This window comes from Nitrososphaera sp. (genome assembly GCF_036397675.1).
Lineage (GTDB): Archaea > Thermoproteota > Nitrososphaeria > Nitrososphaerales > Nitrososphaeraceae > Nitrososphaera.
This window is the reverse complement of record NZ_DASWIL010000038.1, coordinates 58530-79884: the sequence shown is the minus strand read 5'-3', so window position 1 is coordinate 79884 and position 21355 is coordinate 58530. Positions and strand designations below refer to the sequence as shown.

Annotated in this window: 29 protein-coding genes and 1 tRNA gene; 14 read left to right on the top strand and 16 right to left on the bottom strand. The window is 53.4% G+C overall.

Annotation, left to right across the window (positions count from 1 at the left end):
- Window positions 1-19: 19 nt before the first annotated feature.
- The 5 genes from VGA14_RS09165 to VGA14_RS09145 all read left to right on the top strand — a co-directional run bounded on the left by VGA14_RS09165 (window position 20) and on the right by VGA14_RS09145 (window position 2923).
- A complete protein-coding gene (locus tag VGA14_RS09165; protein ID WP_349257160.1) occupies window positions 20-970 on the top strand; it encodes an iron-containing alcohol dehydrogenase in 951 nt (316 codons plus the stop codon).
- 113 nt (window positions 971-1083) lie between these two features.
- Window positions 1084-1677: an SRPBCC family protein gene (locus VGA14_RS09160; RefSeq protein WP_331003453.1), complete on the top strand. Its 594-nt coding sequence runs from the start codon at window positions 1084-1086 to the stop codon at window positions 1675-1677.
- Between the two features lie 57 nt (window positions 1678-1734).
- Window positions 1735-1826 (top strand) — tRNA-Lys (locus VGA14_RS09155).
- A gap of 67 nt (window positions 1827-1893) precedes the next feature.
- Window positions 1894-2181, top strand: a complete 288-nt coding sequence (locus tag VGA14_RS09150) for a hypothetical protein (protein WP_331003452.1) — start codon at window positions 1894-1896, stop codon at window positions 2179-2181.
- Between the two features lie 235 nt (window positions 2182-2416).
- Window positions 2417-2923 (top strand): hypothetical protein, encoded by a 507-nt coding sequence (locus tag VGA14_RS09145; protein WP_331003451.1) that lies wholly within the window; start codon window positions 2417-2419, stop codon window positions 2921-2923.
- 23 nt (window positions 2924-2946) lie between these two features.
- Here the strand turns inward: VGA14_RS09145 and VGA14_RS09140 are convergent, their stop codons facing one another.
- Entirely contained in the window at window positions 2947-3378 is a 432-nt protein-coding gene (locus VGA14_RS09140) for a hypothetical protein (RefSeq protein WP_331003450.1), read from the bottom strand.
- A 138-nt stretch (window positions 3379-3516) separates the two neighbouring features.
- Here VGA14_RS09140 and VGA14_RS09135 point away from each other — a divergent pair, with 138 nt between their 5' ends.
- Together VGA14_RS09135 and VGA14_RS09130 are read left to right on the top strand one after the other, a co-directional pair.
- The gene (locus VGA14_RS09135) at window positions 3517-3759 is read left to right on the top strand and encodes a hypothetical protein (RefSeq protein WP_331003449.1); all 243 of its coding nucleotides are present in this window, start codon (window positions 3517-3519) and stop codon (window positions 3757-3759) included.
- A 652-nt stretch (window positions 3760-4411) separates the two neighbouring features.
- Entirely contained in the window at window positions 4412-4999 is a 588-nt protein-coding gene (locus VGA14_RS09130; protein ID WP_331003448.1) for a hypothetical protein, read from the top strand.
- A gap of 117 nt (window positions 5000-5116) precedes the next feature.
- On the opposite strand, the gene VGA14_RS09125 is transcribed toward VGA14_RS09130, so the two are convergent.
- The gene (locus VGA14_RS09125; protein WP_331003447.1) at window positions 5117-6475 is read right to left on the bottom strand and encodes a dihydrolipoyl dehydrogenase; all 1359 of its coding nucleotides are present in this window, start codon (window positions 6473-6475) and stop codon (window positions 5117-5119) included.
- Between the two features lie 47 nt (window positions 6476-6522).
- Between VGA14_RS09125 and VGA14_RS09120 the strand changes: the two genes are divergently transcribed.
- Window positions 6523-6648 (top strand): hypothetical protein, encoded by a 126-nt coding sequence (locus VGA14_RS09120; protein ID WP_331003446.1) that lies wholly within the window; start codon window positions 6523-6525, stop codon window positions 6646-6648.
- Here VGA14_RS09120 and VGA14_RS09115 read toward each other — a convergent pair.
- The 4 genes from VGA14_RS09115 to VGA14_RS09100 are packed head-to-tail and all read right to left on the bottom strand — an operon-like array spanning window position 6629 to window position 10386.
- Window positions 6629-7414 carry a uroporphyrinogen-III synthase gene (locus VGA14_RS09115; RefSeq protein ID WP_331003475.1) on the bottom strand — a complete coding sequence of 262 codons (786 nt, stop codon included), beginning with the start codon at window positions 7412-7414 and terminating at the stop codon, window positions 6629-6631. The genes VGA14_RS09120 and VGA14_RS09115 overlap by 20 nt on opposite strands.
- Window positions 7395-8168, bottom strand: coding sequence for a uroporphyrinogen-III C-methyltransferase (gene cobA, locus VGA14_RS09110; protein WP_349257164.1), 774 nt, complete (start codon window positions 8166-8168; stop codon window positions 7395-7397). The genes VGA14_RS09115 and cobA overlap by 20 nt, the downstream gene beginning before the upstream one ends.
- Window positions 8165-9109 (bottom strand): hydroxymethylbilane synthase, encoded by a 945-nt coding sequence (hemC, locus tag VGA14_RS09105; RefSeq protein ID WP_331003444.1) that lies wholly within the window; start codon window positions 9107-9109, stop codon window positions 8165-8167. Before hemC ends, cobA begins: the two co-directional genes overlap by 4 nt.
- Window positions 9106-10386 (bottom strand): glutamate-1-semialdehyde 2,1-aminomutase, encoded by a 1281-nt coding sequence (locus tag VGA14_RS09100; RefSeq protein WP_331003443.1) that lies wholly within the window; start codon window positions 10384-10386, stop codon window positions 9106-9108. Before VGA14_RS09100 ends, hemC begins: the two co-directional genes overlap by 4 nt.
- Before the next feature lie 116 nt (window positions 10387-10502).
- Between VGA14_RS09100 and VGA14_RS09095 the strand changes: the two genes are divergently transcribed.
- Entirely contained in the window at window positions 10503-10940 is a 438-nt protein-coding gene (locus VGA14_RS09095) for a hypothetical protein (protein WP_331003442.1), read from the top strand.
- On the opposite strand, the gene VGA14_RS09090 is transcribed toward VGA14_RS09095, so the two are convergent.
- Together VGA14_RS09090 and VGA14_RS09085 are read right to left on the bottom strand one after the other, a co-directional pair.
- Entirely contained in the window at window positions 10933-11637 is a 705-nt protein-coding gene (locus VGA14_RS09090) for a hypothetical protein (RefSeq protein WP_331003441.1), read from the bottom strand. The genes VGA14_RS09095 and VGA14_RS09090 overlap by 8 nt on opposite strands.
- 35 nt (window positions 11638-11672) lie before the next feature.
- Window positions 11673-12074, bottom strand: coding sequence for an EVE domain-containing protein (locus VGA14_RS09085; protein ID WP_331003440.1), 402 nt, complete (start codon window positions 12072-12074; stop codon window positions 11673-11675).
- Between the two features lie 66 nt (window positions 12075-12140).
- Here VGA14_RS09085 and VGA14_RS09080 point away from each other — a divergent pair, with 66 nt between their 5' ends.
- Entirely contained in the window at window positions 12141-13388 is a 1248-nt protein-coding gene (locus VGA14_RS09080) for a tRNA pseudouridine(13) synthase TruD (RefSeq protein WP_331003439.1), read from the top strand.
- A gap of 37 nt (window positions 13389-13425) precedes the next feature.
- The gene (locus VGA14_RS09075; protein WP_331003438.1) at window positions 13426-14082 is read left to right on the top strand and encodes a hypothetical protein; all 657 of its coding nucleotides are present in this window, start codon (window positions 13426-13428) and stop codon (window positions 14080-14082) included.
- A 6-nt stretch (window positions 14083-14088) separates the two neighbouring features.
- On the opposite strand, the gene VGA14_RS09070 is transcribed toward VGA14_RS09075, so the two are convergent.
- Complete coding sequence (locus tag VGA14_RS09070; protein WP_331003437.1) at window positions 14089-14226, bottom strand: hypothetical protein; 138 nt, start codon at window positions 14224-14226, stop codon at window positions 14089-14091.
- A 75-nt stretch (window positions 14227-14301) separates the two neighbouring features.
- Window positions 14302-14844, bottom strand: a complete 543-nt coding sequence (locus VGA14_RS09065; RefSeq protein ID WP_331003436.1) for an LEA type 2 family protein — start codon at window positions 14842-14844, stop codon at window positions 14302-14304.
- Between the two features lie 80 nt (window positions 14845-14924).
- Between VGA14_RS09065 and VGA14_RS09060 the strand changes: the two genes are divergently transcribed.
- A complete protein-coding gene (locus tag VGA14_RS09060; RefSeq protein ID WP_331003435.1) occupies window positions 14925-15242 on the top strand; it encodes a hypothetical protein in 318 nt (105 codons plus the stop codon).
- Here the strand turns inward: VGA14_RS09060 and pyrH are convergent.
- The 3 genes from pyrH to tmk are packed head-to-tail and all read right to left on the bottom strand — an operon-like array spanning window position 15239 to window position 17787.
- On the bottom strand, window positions 15239-15922 hold the full coding sequence (gene pyrH / locus VGA14_RS09055) for a UMP kinase (protein WP_331003434.1): 684 nt from the start codon (window positions 15920-15922) through the stop codon (window positions 15239-15241). The two genes, VGA14_RS09060 and pyrH, sit on opposite strands and share 4 nt — an antisense overlap.
- Window positions 15912-17168, bottom strand: coding sequence for an HD domain-containing protein (locus VGA14_RS09050; RefSeq protein ID WP_331003433.1), 1257 nt, complete (start codon window positions 17166-17168; stop codon window positions 15912-15914). Before VGA14_RS09050 ends, pyrH begins: the two co-directional genes overlap by 11 nt.
- 28 nt (window positions 17169-17196) lie before the next feature.
- Complete coding sequence (gene tmk / locus VGA14_RS09045) at window positions 17197-17787, bottom strand: dTMP kinase (protein ID WP_331003432.1); 591 nt, start codon at window positions 17785-17787, stop codon at window positions 17197-17199.
- 168 nt (window positions 17788-17955) lie between these two features.
- On the opposite strand from tmk, the gene VGA14_RS09040 reads away from it, so the two are divergent.
- Window positions 17956-18633 carry a hypothetical protein gene (locus tag VGA14_RS09040; RefSeq protein WP_331003431.1) on the top strand — a complete coding sequence of 226 codons (678 nt, stop codon included), beginning with the start codon at window positions 17956-17958 and terminating at the stop codon, window positions 18631-18633.
- Here VGA14_RS09040 and VGA14_RS09035 read toward each other — a convergent pair whose 3' ends face one another.
- Window positions 18634-18816 (bottom strand): zinc finger domain-containing protein, encoded by a 183-nt coding sequence (locus tag VGA14_RS09035; RefSeq protein WP_331003430.1) that lies wholly within the window; start codon window positions 18814-18816, stop codon window positions 18634-18636. It lies immediately after the preceding gene.
- Between the two features lie 77 nt (window positions 18817-18893).
- Here VGA14_RS09035 and hsp14 point away from each other — a divergent pair, with 77 nt between their 5' ends.
- Window positions 18894-19283, top strand: coding sequence for an archaeal heat shock protein Hsp14 (hsp14, locus tag VGA14_RS09030; protein WP_331003429.1), 390 nt, complete (start codon window positions 18894-18896; stop codon window positions 19281-19283).
- On the opposite strand, the gene VGA14_RS09025 is transcribed toward hsp14, so the two are convergent.
- Together VGA14_RS09025 and VGA14_RS09020 are read right to left on the bottom strand one after the other, a co-directional pair.
- A complete protein-coding gene (locus tag VGA14_RS09025) occupies window positions 19284-20891 on the bottom strand; it encodes an AarF/ABC1/UbiB kinase family protein (RefSeq protein WP_331003428.1) in 1608 nt (535 codons plus the stop codon).
- A gap of 6 nt (window positions 20892-20897) precedes the next feature.
- Window positions 20898-21311, bottom strand: coding sequence for a hypothetical protein (locus VGA14_RS09020; protein ID WP_331003427.1), 414 nt, complete (start codon window positions 21309-21311; stop codon window positions 20898-20900).
- Window positions 21312-21355 lie beyond the last annotated feature (44 nt).

The window sequence follows — 21355 nt, the reverse complement described above, 5'->3', positions numbered from 1 at the left end:
GCAGGGACATGGCTTTTCCATGTGGAAAGTATTGATGCCTAGGAAAATAGCCTTCGGCGAGAATGCCGCCAAAGAGTTCCAGTATCCGAAAAATTCTCTCGTGATAACGACCACGACCCCCGACATCTACGACAAGTGGCTCGACTACATGGGGATAAAGAACTATGAAGTCTACGACAAGGTCACGCCTGACCCTGCCATCGAATCAATCGAGGCGATAAAGAAGCAGTACGAGGGCAAGGAGATCGGCGCCTACATCGGCCTTGGCGGCGGGAGCTCGATGGACGTTTGCAAATATCTAAGCAAGCTGACCAGCATCCCCAAGATACTCATCCCCACCACGTTTGGCACGGGCGCGGAAATGACAACGTATGCGGTCATCAGCTTTGACCACAAGAAAAAGCTCCTGCAGGATGAAGCGTTCCTTGCCGACGCGGCTATTGTTGATCCGTATTTTCTACCCGGCACGCCGTTTAACATCATGCGTAACTCTGCCTGCGACGCCGCGGCGCAGGCGTCGGAGGGCTATGACAGCAGGGCCGGCAACCCGTTCACCCAGCTCTTCTGCAAGGAGGCGTTTGACATCCTCTATGATGCTATAATAAACGACAAGCCCAGCCTGCTCCCGTACGGCGCAATGCTTTCAGGCATCGGCTTTGGCAACTCGTCGACAACACTGGGACACGCGCTGTCGTACGTCTTTTCAAACGAAGGTGTGCCTCACGGCTACGCGCTCTCCTCGTGCACGACCGTCGCGCACAAGTTCAACAACTCAATCTACTACAAGCGCTTCAAGGAAATAGCGCAAAAGCTAAAGTTCGAGCCACTGAAGCTGAAACAACCATTGGACGCTGCCGCTGACGTCATCATGCCGGACAAGGGGCACCTTGACAACAACCCGATACCTGTCACAAAGCAGGACGTCATAAAGTGCCTCGACGAGATAGTGAACGCAAACCCGCTGGCCTAAAAAGCCGCGGGCTGCAAATATTTCACAGCAGGCGCGTTTCCAGTAATGCAATGCAAGACTGAAATCTTAGAGCCCAAAACCTTTAAATTCAGAATGCCAGCGTCATTTTCACGATGACCGTTATCAGAAAGAGTGTGGAAATCAATGCTCCTGTCACCGAGGCATTCACTTATTTTGCAAGGCCGGAGCACATGGCCGACCAGTTCCCGGAGAACATGGGATTGAACATCGTGCCGGTTAAAGTAAAGGAAGCCTTTGGCGTCGGCACAATATTCAGGATTAGCGGTGATTTCGACGGCAAGAGGCTCGAGTGGGACTGCGAGACCACCGAGTACGTGCCCATGCGCAAGATAGTGGCCAAGATGATAGAGGGCCCGTTCAAGCGCTGGGCGATAACGGTCAACTTTGAGGAACTGGGCGAGAAAAAGTCCAAGGTGTCGCTCGACGTCGACTATGACATGCCGATGGGTCCGCTTGGCGGATTCCTCGACAAGGTCAAGCTCTCCAAGATCGCCGAGCGGGGAATGGAAAACGGCCTGCTCCGCGTAAAAGCGTTGCTTGAGGGCACCGGCTCCATCCCTGTCTACATCACCCTTGACGCCTACAGACACATCCTGAAGGAGAAGCAGGTAATGAACTGCTCGACTTCGGAGGCAATCGTCAAGATAATCAAGGACAGGCAAGAAGCTCTGGCCAAGACGGCCTGACTCTTTTCCATTCCCTCTTTTACGTTTAAATAACGCATTTCACACGAGAAGTTTTGCGGGTTCGTAGCTCAGCCAGGCAGAGCGTTTGGCTCTTAACCAATCAGTTCAACTGGGTTAAAATGTCGTGGGTCCGAATCCCACCGAACCCGCTACTTTAACCAGCTTTATTTTGGACTACAACCGTGAGGTATTGGGAAGCGGGAACAGGCAGTCTCAATGAGGGACCCACTCGGGCTATTTCTTGGCTCTATTGCGAGTCCAGAGACTAGACGACAGTACAGAAGCAAACTGGACCTTTTCCTGACCGGTATTGGAATGCAAGGCTCTCTAGAAGACAAAGCCAGGCTATTTGTTGAAAGGGGCAAAAAGGACATCGATTGGGCGTTTGATATGGCCTTCAGGTTCATGGCCTATCAAAAGATGCGATGCTCTCCGCTCCTATCTGACTGGGGTAGGAATCAGTCTGTACCCAGTAATTCTAGAATTTTGAAAAATATTGTGTAGGGTCCAGTCCTTACGTGCGATGGGGCTCTTTTGGGCACAGTTAACTCCCATCTTAACCTTAACCGGCACCCTTTTGGCAGGATCTGGGAGTATAGGCCCCCTGGGAGGAGCCAAAATTTTGAGGGGTCTTACTTTATTTCGCGAATGGAGTCTTTTCGGGCTAGTATCCTTTATTAGATACTTCATATGTTACTTTAAAGATAGATTTAAATGATACCACTACCTATAGAGCCTAATGAAGACCGAGCAAAAGGATATCTTGATTGAAGAGGAGACCGTTGAATCGAACGTAGAGACCCCGAACAACGCTCCCAGGTCAGGGTATGAACTCCTGCAAGAACTGCAGAGGCTTGGAATCAACGTCGGAGCGCTCGGATCCATGTCTATTGAGGCTCTTGAACAATTCCTGGTCGGTGTTCGGTCTATGGTTGCTACCCACTCAAATGTTTCTTCCATGGTCCTCTCTCGCGAGAATGTGGCGGGAGTGTCCGACGTATCGGAAGAGATGCGCAAAAAAGGTCCCAGTAGGTCAAGAATAGCAAGAGGCTTGGCAGCCGAATATCTCAAATCTGGAAACTCTGGTACCGGAGCCTTTGCCGAGGTATGTCACGGTTGGACATCTGAATGCAAACAAGAGATATTGCATCTTCAGAAATCTATGGAAATGATCGACGATACATATTTTGAATATCTCAATCTGGGCCACAAGGAATTCATCAAAAAATACTGCGAGAATTGCTAGATCATTCACGTGGATGCTAGGGCCTAGATTAACAGTAGCACCTGTCTCAAATTCTTGAGACCCTCAATGCATCCATTGGACACCATCGAGTTAGCAATTATAGAAGCTATGGAACTGGTCATTCGGTCAGGGTCCCTTATATCGGCTATTGCAAGTTCTATGGATACTATCCCTGCGACGGCCACATCCCTTGAGTTAAGAATGCTCTTGCCTACCACTTTAGTCAAAATATCTGCAGCCCTTTTCGCTTTCTCTGGGTCAGTACCGGGCTCTGAAAAAGCGAACTTCAGAACAGCGGCATTAAACTCGGTTAGCACTTCGCGCAACTCGACCAAGTCCTTTTTCAGTTCTATTATAGGTGTTTTGTCCGTTTCTTTTCGAGTAACGTCAATATGAATCTCCAACAATCTATCGACTGTAGCAATAAGGGAATCTTTGGGGCTATCCCTACTCAATCAGGCGAGTTATCTGGCTTGCAAGTTAAAAGGATATCTGACCTAGGCTTTGTTAACTTGATGGGCGATAAATGTCCGTATTGACTGGCAGGTGATAGGAACGAAAAAGGTAAATCCCTGATAGATAATCATGTTGTAATGGTTAAGAAAGAATTTAGCACGTTAGAAGAGGAATTTCGAGCGAAAAGAAGCGAGCTGGAGAAATACCAGAAAATACTAGAAGAATTTGCCACCAGATATCCCCGAGATGAATTTCTAGGGTCTAACGCAAGATTATTTGTAAGCTATGCGACTATTCTAAAGGACGTTTACGGCTACATCGAGGACCTGTATGTAGAAAACATAGCATTGAAAAAACAGATTCAATCACTGAAGGATTGACCAAATACATCATTTACAGAATTATGTATCTGCTTAGAGAGGTCCACAAACTCTAGAATAGCTTGTCCGCTTGCGGTTAGCCCCATCGTTTCATAGCGCTCTGAATTTTTGATAGCCATTTGTTCTTACCCTCTACTGTTATCCCACATGTTTCGGAGGGTGTCTTTCCTTTCAACCCTTCATGCGGTCTAACGTAGTTACGGTATGACTGATAACCCGCTAATATAGAAGTTTCTTAATTAGAAATCCTTACAGATCTGTTTTGTCTATCAACATACGATGATTAAATCCAGCGCCAGGTCTTCCAAATAACCCCGAATCACCAAATCTGCTTTCTGATGTGTGCTCTCACTGGAAGGGAAAGAACAGAAAAAGAATACGCGGTATTGCTAGAGAAAGCAGGGTTAACATATGTACAGACGCATGTCCGCAGTCAAAATCGATAGGAGTGGTTGCAGGGAACAAGCGATGACTTTATAGCTACATTTATTGTTGTAACGTTCATGGTAACAGAATCCAGAACGTCACGCTCTGGAGATGTACTAACCGTAGGACCATGTTTATCTGATTCATAGTTTTCAGGGTCCAGCCTAGTCAACTTTTGTGCTATCTGGAGCGCAAGAGATAATAGTTCACGCCATGAACGAGCGTTATGAAGCCTGGTATCCCTCTTCTCATTATTGGCGGAGTATTGTTGGCAGTAGGTCTAGTCATTGCAGGAGTCTCAACCTTTAGCGTTACTAAACAAGTCTTGGAAGGATCGACCATCATCGACAGTACTTCACTGGAACCTAATCTTTCAATTGTAGCAGTATTAGCGGATCTTCCAGCAGGTCAACAGCTCTTACTCTCACTTTCAGGTGATCCTACCGATGTACCCCTTCAGGCTCGGCTAACCCAGCCAGATGGGACGGTGTTGACGACATACGACATAAATGAGACTCCTTTTACTGGCCCAGCAACAACCGAGATTTCTGGCGACCATACGCTAGAAATAAAGAATGTCGGTTCGCGCTCTGTTACCATTAGCGGCGCACTGCTGAACTTGCCAATCGGTCAACAAGGTGGTGGTGTTAGTGTACAAGATAATCCAACAATCCAGAATCTTATCGCCTATGGTATTGGAATATTGGTGGGAATAGTGCTTATTATTGCCGGAATTGTGTGCCTAATAATTGGAGCAGTAAAGTATGTCGGAGCAAGAAAGACTCCGCAGGGAACCAGCAGCACGACTCATTAACTGCCTATATATCTAGAAGCTATCAACCTCGTGGTAAGGCTTATAGATCTGTCTGCCTATTCAGAATCAATGACTGATCCAGAGAACAATACTCAGGAAAAGTACCAGAACCCACTATCATTCAATAGAATACGACGCTCTTGCAACCACCTCCGATAGCGCGGGGTGTATGTGCACCGTGTTGGCAATGACATCTACTGTTAATCCAGCCTTTATGACCACTAACACCTCGTGTATAAGCACCGACGCGTCGCTCCCGATTATGTGGCAGCCTAGGATCTTGCGGTCGTGAGACACCAAGAGCTTGACAAAGCCGTCCCTGTCCTCTAGCGCCTCGCCCATCGCCGTATTAATGTAAGGGTAAACGGCCTTGGAATAGTGCACCCCTTTTTCCTTCAGCTCCTGCTCGGTCTGCCCTACTCCGGCTACCTGCGGCGACGCAAACACCGCGTGGGGCATAGCCGTGTAATCCACTGCTACCTTTTTCTGCCTTGCTAGGTTGTTGTACGCGTATTGCGCCTCGTGGTTTGCAGAGTGTTTGAACATGTACCGTCCGACGGCGTCGCCAAGCGCAAATATCCCCTTAACATTTGTTTCAAGATATTCGTCGACTTTGACAAACCCTGCCTTGTCGGTCCTGACGCCGGACTTCACAACGTCAAGCGTGTCAGAGTTTGGCACCCTGCCGGTAGCAATCAGGAGCTGGTCCGACATTAGCTTTATCTCCTTTCCTTGCTCGCCCTTTGCACTCACCACAAAGTTGCCGCTCTTTTTTGAAACCGACGTGGGGTTGTAGCCGGTGTAGACTCCATGCTTCATTGCAAACACCTCGGTGAACCTCTTTGAGACTTCCTCATCTTCGTCTGCTAGGAGTACGTCTCTGTGCTGTATGATATTCACCTTGGTGCCAAGCGCGCCGAAAAAGTGCGCCAGCTCGCAGGCGATGTACCCTCCGCCAATTATGGTCAGGACCTTCGGTTGTTTCTTTATCCTAAGAGCCTCGTCGCTTGTTATGAATCCCAACCCGTCAAGCCCCTCTATCTTGGGCACGCCCGGCCTCGTACCGCTTGCAATCAGGATCCTGTCTGCGGTTATCGTCTTGCCTGCGACTGCTATTTCTTTTTTGCCGACGAACTTGCATTCTGCGTGGAAAAGCATCGGGTTGTCGATGCTGCCAAACGCCTGGCGTATTCCTTCCGCGTCGGGATCGACGATGCCGTAGGTGCGCCGCATTATCTTTTCAAAATCTACTGCCACGCTCCCGACGTTTACGCCAAAAGTGCTGGCGGTCCTGATGGTCTCCATCACGTCTGCGCTGTGCAGCAACAGCTTGGACGGTATACAGCCCCTGTTGAGGCACGTGCCGCCCATCCTGTCCTTTTCTATTATGGCCACCTTCATTCCTCCCCGCGCAGCCGCGTTTGCGACGTCAAGGCCGGAGCCGCTGCCGATTACGATGAGGTCAAACCTTTCCAACGGCCCTTATCGCGCAACAGGAAAGATAAAGCTGGCGGTAGCTTTTAATGAACCGGCGCGAAATCAAGCGCATGGTCCCGGCCAAGAAAAAGTTCCTGCTTGCAGCGGCAGCAGGCGCGGCCATCATAATCTTTGCTGTAGTAAAGCTTGTCTTTACTTTTGCCGGCTTGTAAACAGTTTCCTTGCCGCTTCGACGGTTCCCTTTATCGTGTGGTCCTTGGCCTCGTGGCAGCCGACGCCCTTTTTCGCAAGCTCTGCCGTCGTGAAGGGGCCGATTGAAATCGCCCTGACGCCCCCTGGCAGCTCTGCGCCCATTCTGCCCATTATCTCAAAGAACGACCTGACGTTTGAGGCGCTTGTAAACACCACCGCGTCTATTTTTTTCTGCGCCAGCAAGTCGCCAAATTCCTTCCACCTAGGCGTCACGCCGGCAGTGCGGGCGCTGTACAGGAAAACCTCGTCCACCCTTATTCCAAGGTCTGACAGCGCCTTTGCGGCAAACTCCTTTGCCTCGCCCGAGCGCGGTATGATTATCTTTTTACCTTTTGGCTCCTTTTTTGATAGCAGTTCTACAAGGCCGATGGAAGAAAACCTGCCGGGCATCATGTCTGCCTTTATGCCGTGTTTTTCAAGCTCCTGCCACGTCTTTGGGCCCACAGTTATCACTGCAGTCTGCTTCAGCGCGCCGGCGACCTCCTTTTCGCCTACAAGGCCAAATAGCACCCTGACTGCCTGCGCGCTCATGAACGCGCAATAGTCGTGTTTTTTCTTTTCCAATAATGCGATGAACTTCTGCGCGACCTCTGGGCCTGCTGACACTATCTCAATGGCCGGTATCGCGACAGCCTTTCCACCTTCCGTGCTTACAAGCTGGAAAAACTCGCGCGCATCTTCCTCGCTTCTCGTTATCGCTACGGTCTTATTTCGCAGACCTAGCATCCCTGTCACCTTTAAACCACGCAATCTTGTTGTGCAACGAAGCAACGTTGCCGATGACGACTATGGCCGGCGGCCGGACATCGTTATTCTTGGCCGCCTTTGCTGCCGTTGCAAGCGTCGCCGCAAAAACACGCTGTTTGTCAGTCGCGCCGTTTTCTATTATCGCCACCCTAGTCCTTGGCTTCATGCCACCCCTTATCAGGTCCTTGGAAATCTGCTCCAGCTGACCTATGCCCATCATCACGACGATGGTCTCAACCGCTCCGGGCAGCTTTTTCCAGTTGACCGCGGCCTCGCCCTTGTTGTCCACTCCTTCGTGCCCAGTCACTATTGCGACTGAAGGAGAGTAGCGCCTATGCGTGAGCGGTATGCCCGCGTACGCAGGGCCGGCAATGGCAGAGGTTATCCCGGGCACTATCTCAAACCTGATGCCGTACTTTAGCAGGTATTCCGCCTCCTCTGCCCCCCTGCCGAAAATGAAAGGGTCGCCGCCCTTGAGCCTGAGCACACTCTTGCCTTTCAATGCGTATCTTGCCATCAGCTCATTCGTACGCCTCTGGTGCGTGGTGGGGTCGCCCACGGCCCTCCCGACGTAGACCTTCTCGACACCGTCAGGGAACTTGTCTATTATTTCCTGCCCAACGAGCCTGTCGTACAGTATAACGTCGCATTTCTTCAAAAGCTCCATTGCCCTGACCGTCATCAGCTTGGGGTCGCCCGGGCCGGCGCCGCAGATGTAGACCGTGCCTCTCATGCCTTCTTGTTCCACTCTTCCACGGCGTTGCGCCATCCTTCGGCAAGCTCTGCCGCTCCCTGCGACAAAAGCTCGTCCGCGACTTTTATCCCGAGCGTCTCCGGGTTTTTGGCGCTGCCTGTAGTCTTTGTCCGGATACCCCTTGAGCCATCGGCTGAAAAGATGCTTGCGTAAAGTGTCATCTCGTCGTCTTTTGATATTGCGACTGCGCCAAGAGGGAACCTGCAGCCTCCCTCGACCTTTTCGATGAGTGCCCGCTCTGCGGTTATCTCTGCCCTGGATCTAGGATCCTCAATGCTTCTGAGGATCTCCACAGTCTTGGTGTCGTCGCGCCTGCACACGATGGCGATCGCTCCCTGCCCTGGTGCCGGCACGAACTCGTCGACTCTGAACCGCTCGACTATCACGTCCTTCATCCCTATCCTTGTCAACCCTGCCTCCGCAAGCACGATCGCGTCAAACTCGCCTGAAATGACCTTTTTTACGCGAGTCTCGACGTTACCCCGGATCGGCTTGACCCTCAGGTCCGGCCTTGCCTTCATCAGCTGCACCGCCCTGCGCAGGCTGCTGGTGCCTACAAGCGAGCCTGCCGCCAAATCCTTTAACTTTCGTCCTTTGTCGTTTACCAGCACGTCGTTCGGGCTCGCCCTCTTGGGTACGCAGGCGACTACAAGCTCGGGAGAAAGGTCAGAAGGGACATCCTTGAGGCTATGCACTGCAAAGTCGACCTCGCCCTTCCTCACGGCCTCGTTGATCTCCTTTTCGAAGATGCCTTTTGCGTCCATCGTGAAAAGCGGCCTCTTGTCAACGTCGCCCTTGGTGCTTATCATGAGTATCTCGAATTTCGCGCCGGGGTGAGCTTTCCTTAACGCGCCAAGCGCAAGCTCTGTCTGGGCTACTGCCAGCCTGCTGCCCCTCGTGCCTACCCTGATTGTCATCATTTCTGTTCCTTTATCTTTTTGAAAGCCTCACCGTACGCCTCGATGGTTTTGTCGACGTCTTCTTCCTCGTGCGCATACGAGACAAAGCATGTCTCAAACTGCGACGGGGGTATGAACACGTTGCGCTTCAAAAGCTCGTCGAACAGCTTTCTGAATTTCGCCACGTCGGCCTTTTTCGCGCTCGCCTCGTCGCGGACCTTGTCAGGAGTGAAAAAGAGCTGGAACATCGAGCCTATCGAGTTGATTGTGCATTCGATGCCGCCCATGTCCTCGATTTCCTCCTTCACGCCTTCCACTATGCTGTCGCACGCCCTGGCGACCTTTGGATAGATGGCCTCCTTGCCCGATGCAAGAAGTTCGAGCGCCGCAATGGCTGCTGAAACTGAAACGGGATTGCCGGCAAACGTGCTTGCCTGGTAAACGCCGCCTGAAGGCGCAAGCTGCTTCATTATCTCTTTTCTGCCTGCTATGACGGCGATGGGAAAGCCGCTCCCTAGCGCCTTTGCGAACGAAGCCAAATCCGGCTTTATTCCAAAGAACTCGCCGGCACCTCCGGGCGCAAGGCGAAAGCCGGTCACCACTTCGTCGAATATGAGAACGACATCATTTTGCTGCGTTATCTTTCGGACGTTAGACAGATAGCCCTTGTCGGGCAAAACGAGGCCGATGTTTGCAATCACCGGCTCGATTATTACGCACCCAGCGTCACGGTTCTTTTCAATCGCGCGCTCTAGCGCCGGCGCGTCGTTGTACGGGACGACGGAAGTGTGTGCGGAGGCTTCGGCAAGCACGCCCTCTGACGCCGGGGCGCTTACCGCGCCCGAGCCGGCCTTGGTAAGCACGTAGTCGTGCGCGCCGTGGTACCCACCTTCAAACTTTATCACGCCCCTCTTCTTTGTGAACGCCCTTGCGAGCCGGATCGCGTGCATCGTGGCTTCAGAGCCCGTGTTCACAAGCCTGACCATCTCGGCGCAGGGGACCATCTTTGTAATCATCTCGGCAAGTTTCACCTCGCGCTCCGTGGGGACGCAGTAAAGCGTGCCCCTGTCTATCTGTGATTTCGCGGCTTCTACCACTGATGGGTAGCCGTGGCCAAGCAAGAGCGCGCCGTAGCCCATGCAATAGTCTATAAGCGTCTTGTGGTCAGCGGTGACCAGCTTGCTGCCCCTTGCAGACGCCGCAAAGAACGGGTACGGCTCGTAAAAGCGCACCGGGCTGTTTACGCCGCCGGGGATAACCTTGCCCGCCCTGCCAAAAAGCTGCTCCGATCTGGTCACAGATAGATGTCACTCCACGAGGCGCTATAATAAAGTCACGCTAATTAGTCCGCACGTGCATTTCTTGTGCGTTGGCGACTACGTTTTCTGCGCTAATGGATGATTTTCGCTTAAACGTGGCGCAAAACCGCGACGTGCTGCTGGCCATTGCGAAAAAGAATCCACACGCGGCGTACCAGAAGGTGAACGAGCTGGCGCTCTTTGTGGGCTCCCGCCACGGCGTCAACCTACAGCTGCACTTCCCGGTGCCGGCCAAGATAGCAGACGTCGACGCGTACGGTACGGAGAACATCGGCATCATCGTTGACAAGTGGCGCAAGACCTTCCCTGTTTCCCGGGAGCAGGTCAAGCAAAAAGCTGCAGAAATGCTGCCGGGCGCAAAGGCGCAGGACGCTTACATGTACGAGGGAAAGGAAGGAGTCAAGGTCGTCATGGAAGGAAGCAGGCTCGAGGTGCTGCCCGGCTCGATACACCTCTGGTGCAAGGCCGACGACAAGGTACGCCAGTACGCCGACTGGCTGATGGAGAACGTGTATTTCGCCCGCACTAGCTGACAACCCGTCCAAGGCCGACTAGCTCGTACTGGTACAGCAACTTGTCGCCAGGGTCGTACACTTCTGCCTTGACGGGGAACGGCAGGTTCTTGACCACCCATATGATGCTGGTTTTTTCGCCGAGCTTGTAGCTCAGCACGAAGGCGTCAAAAGTACCCGCCGGCGTCTGTACGGCCTCTTGCGCAGTGATGCGGACTATGGTTGACGACGAGGAGTAGAATATCGTGTTCCACGGTGCGCCGACCACCAGGTACTTGTCGGCAGCTTCGTAGGTCATGTCCCTTATCGCAAGTATCGACGACTCGACGGGCTCTAGGAACGGCCTGACCTGCGCGTCTACCTGGCCCTCCTTTGTCAGCTGGCTTGAAAGCATCATATCAAAATCTGACCGTGTGCCCGTGCCGTTTACTATGGCAAAAGAGGTGCGCCACGAATCTTCCTGCCTGTCAAACGCTATCGTGACGTCCGCGTTGACAAGCGAAGTGCTCGGCCCCATGCCGGTGAGAGTGTATACAAACTCGGCGCCGTCCTCGACCTGCGCGCCGACAACATAAATGTCAGAGTCAGTCGGCGGGTTGAACAAATTTCCGCCGGTTCCGGAAAAGCCCCCTCCCAAGGCGATTATCCCAATGCTCACGCCTATGCCGAGCGCGGAAAATCCCCCTATCATGACTGCCACCTGTCGCTTTGGAGTCACAATTTTACCAAGCTCCAGACCTTATTTATAGAATCTCACTTGCCAGACATCTCCATTATCCTGTCCCACAGCTTTTCCGGCACGGGCATCACAGACAGCCTGGAAATCCGTACAAGCTCCCACCCTGCAAAGGTGGGGTCAGCCTTTATCTGCCCAAGTGTCACGGGTCTGTCCATCCTCCCTGCGGGTTTTACGTCCACTACAACAAGCGACCTATCCTTCGGGTCGGGGTACGGGTCAGACGTTATATCCATCGTGCCTACTGCCTGCTTTTCATCGCCTGTGTGGTAAAATATGGCTCTGTCACCCGTACTGACTGCGCGTAAGTGCTTGAGCGCCAGGTTGTTTGAGACCCCGTCCCAGACTGTCTTGCCGTCCTTTTCAAGCTGCGAGTAGCTGTATGTGGATGGCTCTTGCTTGAACAGCCAATATGCCATGCGCAGAATCAGTGGGCCGGCAAATATAAGTTACAAAGATAAGCAGGGCCGGGCCAAGCAGAACCATTGAAGCCAGTCCCCGATATAGACCGCATGGCCGGGATAGAGTGCTACTGCACCGACTTTTCGGGAACCGGAGGCTCGATAAAGCAAGAAAGCGGGGGGTTCAAGGTGTCAGAGCTCGTGGAGGGCTCGTTTCTTGCCGGCGTGTCGCCCGCGTTTGGGGGCGCGCACCGCTACCCGCTCTATGTGCTTGAAAAAGAAGGCCTGGACTCGAACCACGCGCTGATGGAGATAGGGAGAGTCCACAGGCTGAGGCTTCGTGTGATGGGGATAAAAGATGCCAAGGCAGTGACAAAACAATACGCCGGCGCAAGCCACGCGTGGAATGACCCGCCCAAAAAACTCCAGACGCGGCATACCGTGCTTTTCCTGCAGGGGTTCACAAAAAGACCGCTTGGAAAAGAGTCTCTTGCCGGGAACGAGTTTGATATAACAATCCACGATGCAGCCGGCGACACCGGCTGCTTTGCGCAAGAAATAAGCAAGATAGCCAACTTTTACGGCCTGCAGAGGTTCGGGAGCGAGCGACTGGTCACACACCTTGTAGGCAAAGAGATGGTCAGGCGGAACTTTGTCTGTGCAGTCCGGCTCTTGCTGTGCCACACGACGCAATACGACTCGGAGTCAAGTAGGGAAATAAGGAAAAAATGCGAAGACCCTGCAAACTACCGAAAAGCCTTGAAGGAGATGCCCCGGGGCATGGACATCGAGCGGCAACTGCTCGGCGCGCTGGTAGAGGGCAGAGAACCAGTCGCGGCGTTGCGGGCAGTGCCCATAACAATCCGCCGGCTCTTCGTGCAGGCCTACCAGTCATTTCTTTTCAACAGGTGCCTGAGCCTGGCAATAGCGGCAGGGGAGGACATCGCCAGCCCAAGGGAGGGCGACCTATGCTTTGAGATGGAAGGGCCCGCCACATTTGGCAGGATAATTAAGTTCAATTCCTCAGGCAAAAAGATGGTTCCGGCCGTCAGGATGGCCGGCTACACTTTCCAGCCGGGGAAGGGCAGGTTTGAAGCCATAACAAAGGAGCTCCTGGAGCAAGAAGACGTGGTCGCCCAAGACTTTTACATAAAGGAGATGCAGGAGCTCAGCCAGCAGGGCGGCTTTCGGCAGGCGCCGCTCTGGTGCAGGGACTTTGCGTCTGCGCAAAATCCACTGCGCGTGTCGTTCAAGCTGCCCAAGGGCTCGTACGCGACCACGCTTTTGCGCGAGCTGATAAAGCCCGAAGAGCCGATAAGAGCGGGTTTCTAGCAGTCAATATATACCGCCGGGTGGTACAGCGCGCGAGATGCTTGGAGACCGCAACCTGCGCGACATAATTGAAAAGACGTTTGACAGGTTGTACCAGGACTTGGACGTCAAGATAGACAAGGCAAACCCTGACCAGATCCACGCAATCGAGGCATCGCTGTGCATGAGGCTTGCCTACTATGAGCGCCGCGACCCTCTACCTGCAGACAACATAACGAAAATGTCCATACTCTTGAGCCACGGGATGCGAAAGGCTCTGAATAACGCGCACGGCGAGTACAAGATGGACAGCCTCGCGCTGCAGGTGGACGCCGACATGATAATCGCCGACGAGTTCGTAGTCCGCTTTGAAGTGGTGCCCGAGCTCCCTGAGGTTCCGCATCCGAGGCACATGCTCTACCTGAACGCATGCCTGTTTGCGCTTGGCAAGCAGGACGGGTTTTTGATATACATGACGGGCGACGGCAAGACCGCCGAGTTCTCAATAACCAAGAGCAACAAGATGTTTGAAGAGATTGTCCGCCGGGCAAGGGTGCTCAGCACGTTGCTCAAGGAAAACAAGGTGCCCATAGTGGAGCCGTCAGACCTGTGCCTGAACTGCAAGTATTATTCGCGCTGCTACGCGAGGGAAAAGCTAAAAGAAGGGAGCGGCGACTTGCTTGATGACCTGTTCGGGAAGCTAAAAGGCAAATAAAAAAGATCAGCCGCCGTGGCTTTCCACGGACGAAGTGTATCCACCACTGTACCGCCTTGCCCTCGATCCAAAGAGGATGGCAGCGAGGAAGATGAATACTCCGACTGTCGAACCGAATATTATTGCAGCTGCTGTTTCCGCCATGCCGATGCGTTTTTTCCCAAACTTATTATCCTTATTGGTATGGGAAATGGCAGCAAGTGATATTATCATAAAACGTTATGGAAATGTCAAATCAAACGTCTCTGCATTGGCAGTAGTCTGAAGGTTTGCCCCAGTCAGCCTGTACGTGGACCTGCCGCTTATAGTGTACGTGGCAGTCCCGTCAACCATGCTATCCCACTCGTCCGCGTTCAGGTTGCTCCTTGTCACAGTCGTTGGATCTGGCCTTAGGGAAGGGACACGCCCTTCTGAGGGGATAAGTGTCAACGTGTCTGAGCCTGCCAAAAAGCCCTCCGGGATGCCTCCCCACTGGCCCAGCCCCATGGGCTTGTCATTTACAAGCAGGTCGTACTGTATCTCCTCAAGGTACATCGGCCTCTGGTTGGGATTATCAACTGTAAACACCACCCGCACTTGCGCCCTGTCACCTTCGCTTGTCACCGACACGTCCCTGACTGCCACGACCGGCGGGATGACCTGTGCCTCGGGACGCTCCTGCGGATCAGGCAATGCTATTCCCGGTCCAAGAAGGAAAAACACTGCGACTGCCGCGACGGTGATGCCGCCTGCTGCGGCGTAGACGAGCATGTTCACTGTCAAGCTCTGTTCAATTTCTTCTGTTTAAATCTGTCGATTGCCTGCGCAAATGCTTATACTCATCCAAGTTGTCACAGCTTTTGTTGCAGTACCACAAGGCCGCGCACCTTGGCAAGCAACGCGCGCAAAAGGCGCAGATGCGACTGTTCGACTACGCAGGCTTTGCCATGCTCACCTACACGATAAAGCAGTCGGGGGACAGCTTTGAGCCGGTAGGCGAGGAGGAGCTTGCTGGCAAGATGACCCGGGGCGACGAGGCGATGCTCTTTGTCTGCGACAGTCAGGGGTACGCCAAGGCCCAGTCAAAACCGATGGCCCTGCAGCAAGGAGAGGAGATATTCAAGAAGATGCTCGCCGACGGGATGCCCGAGTACACGGGCGAGATAAAGACCGTCTCTTAGGCTACTATCCTGGTTCCGAAAGCCTTGTTTTTCAGCACCGCGTCCTTGATTTTTGACGGTTCTGACATTATGACCACCGTCGGGATTTTTGAGCGCTCTATCACCTTGAGCGCGACAATGTCCATCAGGTCGTAGCCTCCTGCCATCGAGTTCTCGCCGCCAAGAAGCGCGCGGCACTTTTTGACTGTTATGTCTTTGAACATCCTGGCCTTCTTGTTCGATCTCGGGTCAGAGTCGTAGATGCCGTCGATGTCGGTCGCATTCACAAACCTGATAGCGCCAACCTTCTCGGCTATGAGCGCGGCAGTCGCATTAGTGCTCTGTCCAGGGTGCAGGCCGCCTGTCACCACTATCCTGCCGGTGGCCGCCGCTTGAGTGACCTGCTCGAGGTCCTCCGGAATTGCGGGGTGGGCCTTTTTGCCAAGTGCCGCCACCAAAAGCCCTGCGTTGAGCCTCGATACATGTATGCCAATGATGTCAAGCGACGCCTCATCAAGCCCAAAGCCCCTAGCAATCCTGATGTAGTGGCGCGCCATCCTGCCGCCGCCTGCGACGACGACTGGCTGCACTCTGGAAGATATCTCAGCAAGCATCTTTGCATATTTCTTTATCTCAGAGCCCGTGTCGCCGGAAAACACCCTGCCACTTAATTTGATGACGACACACTCCTTATCGGCCAAGCCTTCCCGCCCCCATTCCCAGTGTCTCCTTTTCCCCCAGCACCTTTTTAACAGATCGCTCCACCTTGTACCGGTTTTCAACCGTCGTGTATACTCTGAGCATGTCAAAGAACCCCGATATCGAGTCGACCAGCGGGATTTCCGACACTGGCACCTCCTGCACGCCGCTCTTGTCGGCTACGAGCACAAAACTCATCTCCTCCTTGCTTGGAGTGAGGGGCATCGACGACGCCCTGGACGCATCTGCAAAAACCAGCGACCTGTCAACGCCGGCAAGGTGAGCTATCTCGTCTTCCATTTTCGACAGCGCCTTTCGGTCCATACGCTTATTCCGGTCGCGCTTGTGCAGGAACTTTTCGTACACACACTTCAAAAGCCGCCTGTCGCGGTAGTCGCAGGCCAGCATGCCTGCTATTCCTTGCAGCGAGCAAAGCCTTTCAAGCGTCGCCTCGTCAGTCAGCGAAAGGTAGTTTTCAAGCGACGTGTCGGCAAGCCCGAGTGCATCGTCGCCGGCTATCATGGACTGCAAAAGCATGACCTCTGCAGACCTGACCGTCTTGTGGAAGTAAACGGCCTTGAACATCTCGTACCTGGATATGAGCATCGACTCCAGAGAGTTGAGCGCAGACCTGTCGATGGCAAGCTTGCCCTTTGCGACTTCAAAGGAGCTTACCAGCCTATAATAGTCCACCTTGCCGTATTCTGCCCCGGTGAAATACGCGTCGCGGGGGAGATAGTCCATGATGTCCGCCGAATGCCCGCCCGATATTATCTCGTTCAAAAAGCCGGTCTTTGACTGCCCGAACGAGAGCCTTGCGATGTGGTCCGGGCTGTAGCCGTTCTTTGCAAGCGCGTCGGCCAGCTCGCTCTTTGCAATGATGCGCCTGCCTATTTCTTCGTGGCTCGTGCTCGTCTTTGTTTCAAGCACTTCTTCAAACAGATGCGAAAAAGGCCCGTGGCCAATGTCGTGCAAAAGCGCTGCCAAACGCAATTCCTGGACGACTTCTGCGTTGTCGATGTAGCCCTTGGCAAGCAGGCTCTCGCCTGCAAGGCCTGCTATGTGCATGGCCCCAAGCGAGTGCTCGAACCTAGAGTGCTGAGCGCTTGGGTAGACTAGGTGCGCGCCTGCAAGCTGGCGGATCCGGCGCAGCCGCTGGAACACCGGGCTGTCGATGATGTCCCTTTCGGCCCCTGAAAACCGGATGGAGCGGTGGATGGGGTCGGTTATTTCACCTTCAAAATCCAAGAGTAAGATGCAGAAGGGAGGGGTCGAATTAAACTTTCACTACTTTCCTGACAAGCTTCAGGATTTCTTGGTGGACCTGCTCCTTGCTCCTAGAGCCGTCAATGACCTTCCACTTGAAGGCCTTTGCGTATTTGATGTAGTTCTTGTACGCAGCTATGGCGAGTTTTTCGTCGGTCTCAAAGGCGTCGGGCACTTCTACCCTCTTTCTCGAGGTGGCCGGGTTGACGAGAAGCACTATCACCACGTCCTCCTTTGGCAGGCCCTTGTCAAGACGCTGGAGCCACACGGCGTCCATACCGTTTGACACGCCGTATACCAGGTTTGACTGCCAGTACCTGTTCATGATGACGATGGTGCCATTTTCCACCATACTCTCTATCTCCTTCTTCTTTTCCCACCTGTTTGCGGAAAAGAGCAGGTGCTTGGCCTCGGCAGGGTAGTCTCGTCTGCCGTCAAGGAACGCCCGTATCTCCATGCCGATGGGCGTCGTGTAATCGGGAAAGTCGATAACCACGCATATCTTGCCGAGCGCCTTGAGCGCCTCCTGGACCATCCTTGACTGGGTAGTCTTGCCTGCCTTATCCGTGCCTTCAAGGACTATTACTTTGCCTTTTGCCACCGTCGAAGGTCAACGCATGCATCAATAAAAAGCTGTTGAATAATTGACACAAGAGGAGGTTAGTGAGATTTTGCACGGCGTACTGGTTGAGAATTTAATCCATAAAACCAACAAATTAAAATATTATCTGCTTTATAAAGAGGTGAACGTGCTTGGGGGGAAGCTTTTATGAAGGATGACAAGTCGAACATCGCGATATTTGACACCTTCAAGACGCGCCGGAACAAGTTCACCGGCGAGGCCAAGAGGCAGCGGGGGATAATAGCGCACCTTGCGACCGAACAGAGCCCCGAGCTCCGCACCAGGACGTCCATCGCGCACGCAATCGCGGAGCAGCACGGCATACTGTGGCAGAACATATACTCGGGGATCTTCCGCGACCTTGACGAAGTCCTCATACCTGCGGGTGTGGTCAAGGAGGGCGGCCGGCTCCCTTTGAGGCGCGGCCCAAAGGCGCTCCAGCTAGAGGGAGTCCCATTCTACGAATTGACTGACACCGGACTTTTGGTGGCGTCGTCGATAGAGGAGCTTGGCGACAAGCGGATGCAGCTGTTCAAGTCCTACGTCTCGTCGCTTCCTTCGTCCGACACCCAGTGCCGTGCCATGAAGGAAGGCCTGCTTTTGATGATAGACCGAGCACCTTCGTTTGTTGCAAAGATGATAAACGAATACATCTACGCCTACAGTACGGGCGAGATAAACAACATAGCACCCCTTGAAACGAAAAAGCTCAGGTCTGTCATCTCCAAGCAGATAGCGGTTGAAAAGGAGCTTGTAGAGGCGTTCATATCTTTTGCGGATGAAGAAAAAGACCTGGTAAGGAACTTTTTCAAGGTCCTGACCTAGTCACTTGCCCCTGTGGCCGCATGCAGGGCACTTGTATTCCTTGGACCTCCCCTTACAGCCCTCGCAGCGCCAGATCCGGGCGTTCTTGCACTTGGGGCACGAAAAACTCTCTGACATCTCGCCAGGATGGACGTCCCTACCGCACGCGTTGCACTTGGGCATGTCGTACGAGCCGGAGTACATGTACATCCGCTACCCTATTGGATTATTTTTACTTTGTTGCAAATAAAGGATTTATACCGAGTGCACGGATTTACGCCATGGGCATAGGAAGGTATATGGTCCGGGAGCTTGCGCGCGAGCTTGACAACAAGTCAAGGGAGTTCTACGAGTTTGCGATGCCTGCAATAGACATGGTGGCAGAGGACAGTGAGCTTATCGTGACCATCGATTTGCCGGGATTTGCAAAGAAGAACATCAACCTGCAGATTAAAGGCAACATACTTGCTGTAAGCGCCAAGAGGGACGCTCCCGAGGCAGCAGGCACCGTCTACCAGAGGCACAGGCCGCAAAAGATAGAGAAGAAGGTCGTGTTGCCGCTGCGCGTCAAGGAAGACGAGAAGGTACTCGGCAAGGCCACCTACGTGGACGGCGTCGTTACGCTCAGGATACCGATGCCTTCTGGTGCAACCAACATACCCATATCGTAACTACCTTCTTGCCGCGCCGACGGCTATTGCTACAGCGGCTGCTGCAAAGCCGGCGTACGAAAAGAGGGAATTATGTGGGAGCATCAGCGCAGAGCCGACAAATAGCGCGGATGCAAATATGCTCGCCGCAAGCATTGGGCTTTTCCTTTCCTGCCGGAACGCCTGCTGGTTCTCGAAAAACGACTTGACCATCGGCGCCACGTCGACTGACGCCTCTATGCCCTTTGCTATCCTCTTTGCCGATGCCTTCACTTCCTCAATGTAGGCGTCGCGGATGAGGCCCTCTTCCTCGAGCAGGTTTGCTAGCACCCTGACGAACTGGAAGCTGACCTTGTGGTGCTGGTAGATCCCTTCCAGCAATGATGCCATGCGCATGTACAGCGCAAGGTTCTTTGGCAGCCTGAACGGAAAGCGGCTCATGGTCTTGTTCGCCAGTTCCATCAGTGCCTTTACCTCCATCCTGTCGACCTGCTTGCCAAACATCGACTGGATTGAAAGGTCGATGCCCTTTTCCACGACGTAGCGGTTGACAGCAGGCTCGAGCGTCCCAAGTTCTATGAGTACGTTTACCGTGCGGGCGGGGTCCTTATCCAACAGTGCAAGGTAAAGCCGTATGAGCTTTAGCCTCGTCTCGTTGTCCAGCCTCCCTACCATCCCAAAGTCGTACAGTATCAGCCTTGCGTCCTCGCTGTCTTCGACAGAGATGTTGCCCGGGTGGGGGTCGGCGTGGAATATGCTGTGGCGCAGGAGCATCTTGAAGAACAACCGGTGAGCGCGCATTACGAGCATCGATCTGTCGATACCTCTTGCGTCAAGTGCCTGCACATCGGTTATCTTGATTCCAGGCACGTACTCCATAGTCAGGACGTGTCTTGACGTCCTCTCCGCTATCACGTCGGGGATTATGACTGAAGGGTCGCTGGCCAGGTTGCGCTTTATAGTTATCAGGTTCTCTGCCTCGATCCTGTAGTCCATCTCCTCGCGTATCGTCTCGGCAAACTGGGCAAGCATCCCTTCCGCAGAAAAGCGCAGGTTCGGGTCGATAAAGCGGGTTGCGACCGGCATTATCTTTTTCAGGACGTAAATGTCGTCTGCCATGACGCGCTCGATGTTGGGTCTGCCCACCTTGACTATGATCTGCCTGCCCTGGTGCCGGGCAAGGTACACCTGCCCTAGGCTTGCCCCGGAAAGCGGCTCTTCGTTGAACTCTTCGAACGCTTCATCAATCTTGCCGATCTCTTTTTCGATGGTGGGCTTGACCTTGGAAAAGGGCGCAGGGGGAACGTCGTCCTGCAGCCTTGCAAGGACCTCCAGGTATGGCTCGGGAAGCAGGTCCGCCCTGGAAGAGAGCCACTGGCCAAGCTTTATGTACGAGGGCCCGAGCGAGATGAAGGTCTTTAATGCGCGCTCTGCGTGGCGACGGTACTTGTCCTCGTCGACGCCCCTGCCTTCTTTTCTTACCCACTCGCGCCTGTCGCGCCGAAGCGCTAGCACCACAGGCAATAGCCTGAGCATAACCTTGGCGACATGCAGCCTTGACGGGCTTGGGTAAACTGGGGCTTCTTCTGCAACGCTTTGGGCCTGCTCGCCAAACCGGGGCGCCGACAAATTCAATCAACCTCCATTTTTTGCAGCATTTACTGCCCCAAAGAAGATCTCGCCTGCGGTGGACCCTGCAAGGCAGCCTGCAATGATGGCGTCAATTGCTGCATCTTTGCCGGTCTTGCCATCCTGCTTGCGCTTCTTGTATACTGTTTTCCCGACGTGCCGACCCACCAGAGCGACAGCTGCCGCACCCACCAGATATTCTGGCGCGTCGACAAGCAGGTGGCCCAGTGGATTTTTCCTCGGGTCCACCTTGTCCACGTGGACTGTGTAATGGCTATCGTAATCGCGTATGTGGAGGTTTCCATAGCGGTACTGCCTCTTGGCACCCTTTTTGCTTCCAAGCGCCGTCTCGCCCATATCTATTATCGGCCTGACTGCCCTTGGGACGACGATGTTGCCGTCGCCATCGACAAACTCCACGGGAAAAAATAGTGCCAGATCGGATATAAAACTAGCGAATCGAT

Bases quoted from the DNA above. Each gene is read 5' to 3' on its own strand.
- VGA14_RS09165 (WP_349257160.1), top strand. From the start codon at position 20: ATGTGGAAAGTATTGATGCCTAGGAAAATAGCCTTCGGCGAGAATGCC.
- VGA14_RS09160 (WP_331003453.1), top strand. From the start codon at position 1,084: ATGACCGTTATCAGAAAGAGTGTGGAAATCAATGCTCCTGTCACCGAG.
- VGA14_RS09150 (WP_331003452.1), top strand. From the start codon at position 1,894: ATGAGGGACCCACTCGGGCTATTTCTTGGCTCTATTGCGAGTCCAGAG.
- VGA14_RS09145 (WP_331003451.1), top strand. From the start codon at position 2,417: ATGAAGACCGAGCAAAAGGATATCTTGATTGAAGAGGAGACCGTTGAA.
- VGA14_RS09135 (WP_331003449.1), top strand. From the start codon at position 3,517: ATGGTTAAGAAAGAATTTAGCACGTTAGAAGAGGAATTTCGAGCGAAA.
- VGA14_RS09130 (WP_331003448.1), top strand. From the start codon at position 4,412: ATGAAGCCTGGTATCCCTCTTCTCATTATTGGCGGAGTATTGTTGGCA.
- VGA14_RS09120 (WP_331003446.1), top strand. From the start codon at position 6,523: ATGAACCGGCGCGAAATCAAGCGCATGGTCCCGGCCAAGAAAAAGTTC.
- VGA14_RS09115 (WP_331003475.1), bottom strand. From the start codon at position 7,414: ATGCTAGGTCTGCGAAATAAGACCGTAGCGATAACGAGAAGCGAGGAA.
- cobA (WP_349257164.1), bottom strand. From the start codon at position 8,168: ATGAGAGGCACGGTCTACATCTGCGGCGCCGGCCCGGGCGACCCCAAG.
- hemC (WP_331003444.1), bottom strand. From the start codon at position 9,109: ATGATGACAATCAGGGTAGGCACGAGGGGCAGCAGGCTGGCAGTAGCC.
- VGA14_RS09085 (WP_331003440.1), bottom strand. From the start codon at position 12,074: ATGGCATATTGGCTGTTCAAGCAAGAGCCATCCACATACAGCTACTCG.
- VGA14_RS09075 (WP_331003438.1), top strand. From the start codon at position 13,426: ATGCTTGGAGACCGCAACCTGCGCGACATAATTGAAAAGACGTTTGAC.
- VGA14_RS09070 (WP_331003437.1), bottom strand. From the start codon at position 14,226: ATGGCGGAAACAGCAGCTGCAATAATATTCGGTTCGACAGTCGGAGTA.
- VGA14_RS09040 (WP_331003431.1), top strand. From the start codon at position 17,956: ATGAAGGATGACAAGTCGAACATCGCGATATTTGACACCTTCAAGACG.
- VGA14_RS09035 (WP_331003430.1), bottom strand. From the start codon at position 18,816: ATGTACTCCGGCTCGTACGACATGCCCAAGTGCAACGCGTGCGGTAGG.
- hsp14 (WP_331003429.1), top strand. From the start codon at position 18,894: ATGGGCATAGGAAGGTATATGGTCCGGGAGCTTGCGCGCGAGCTTGAC.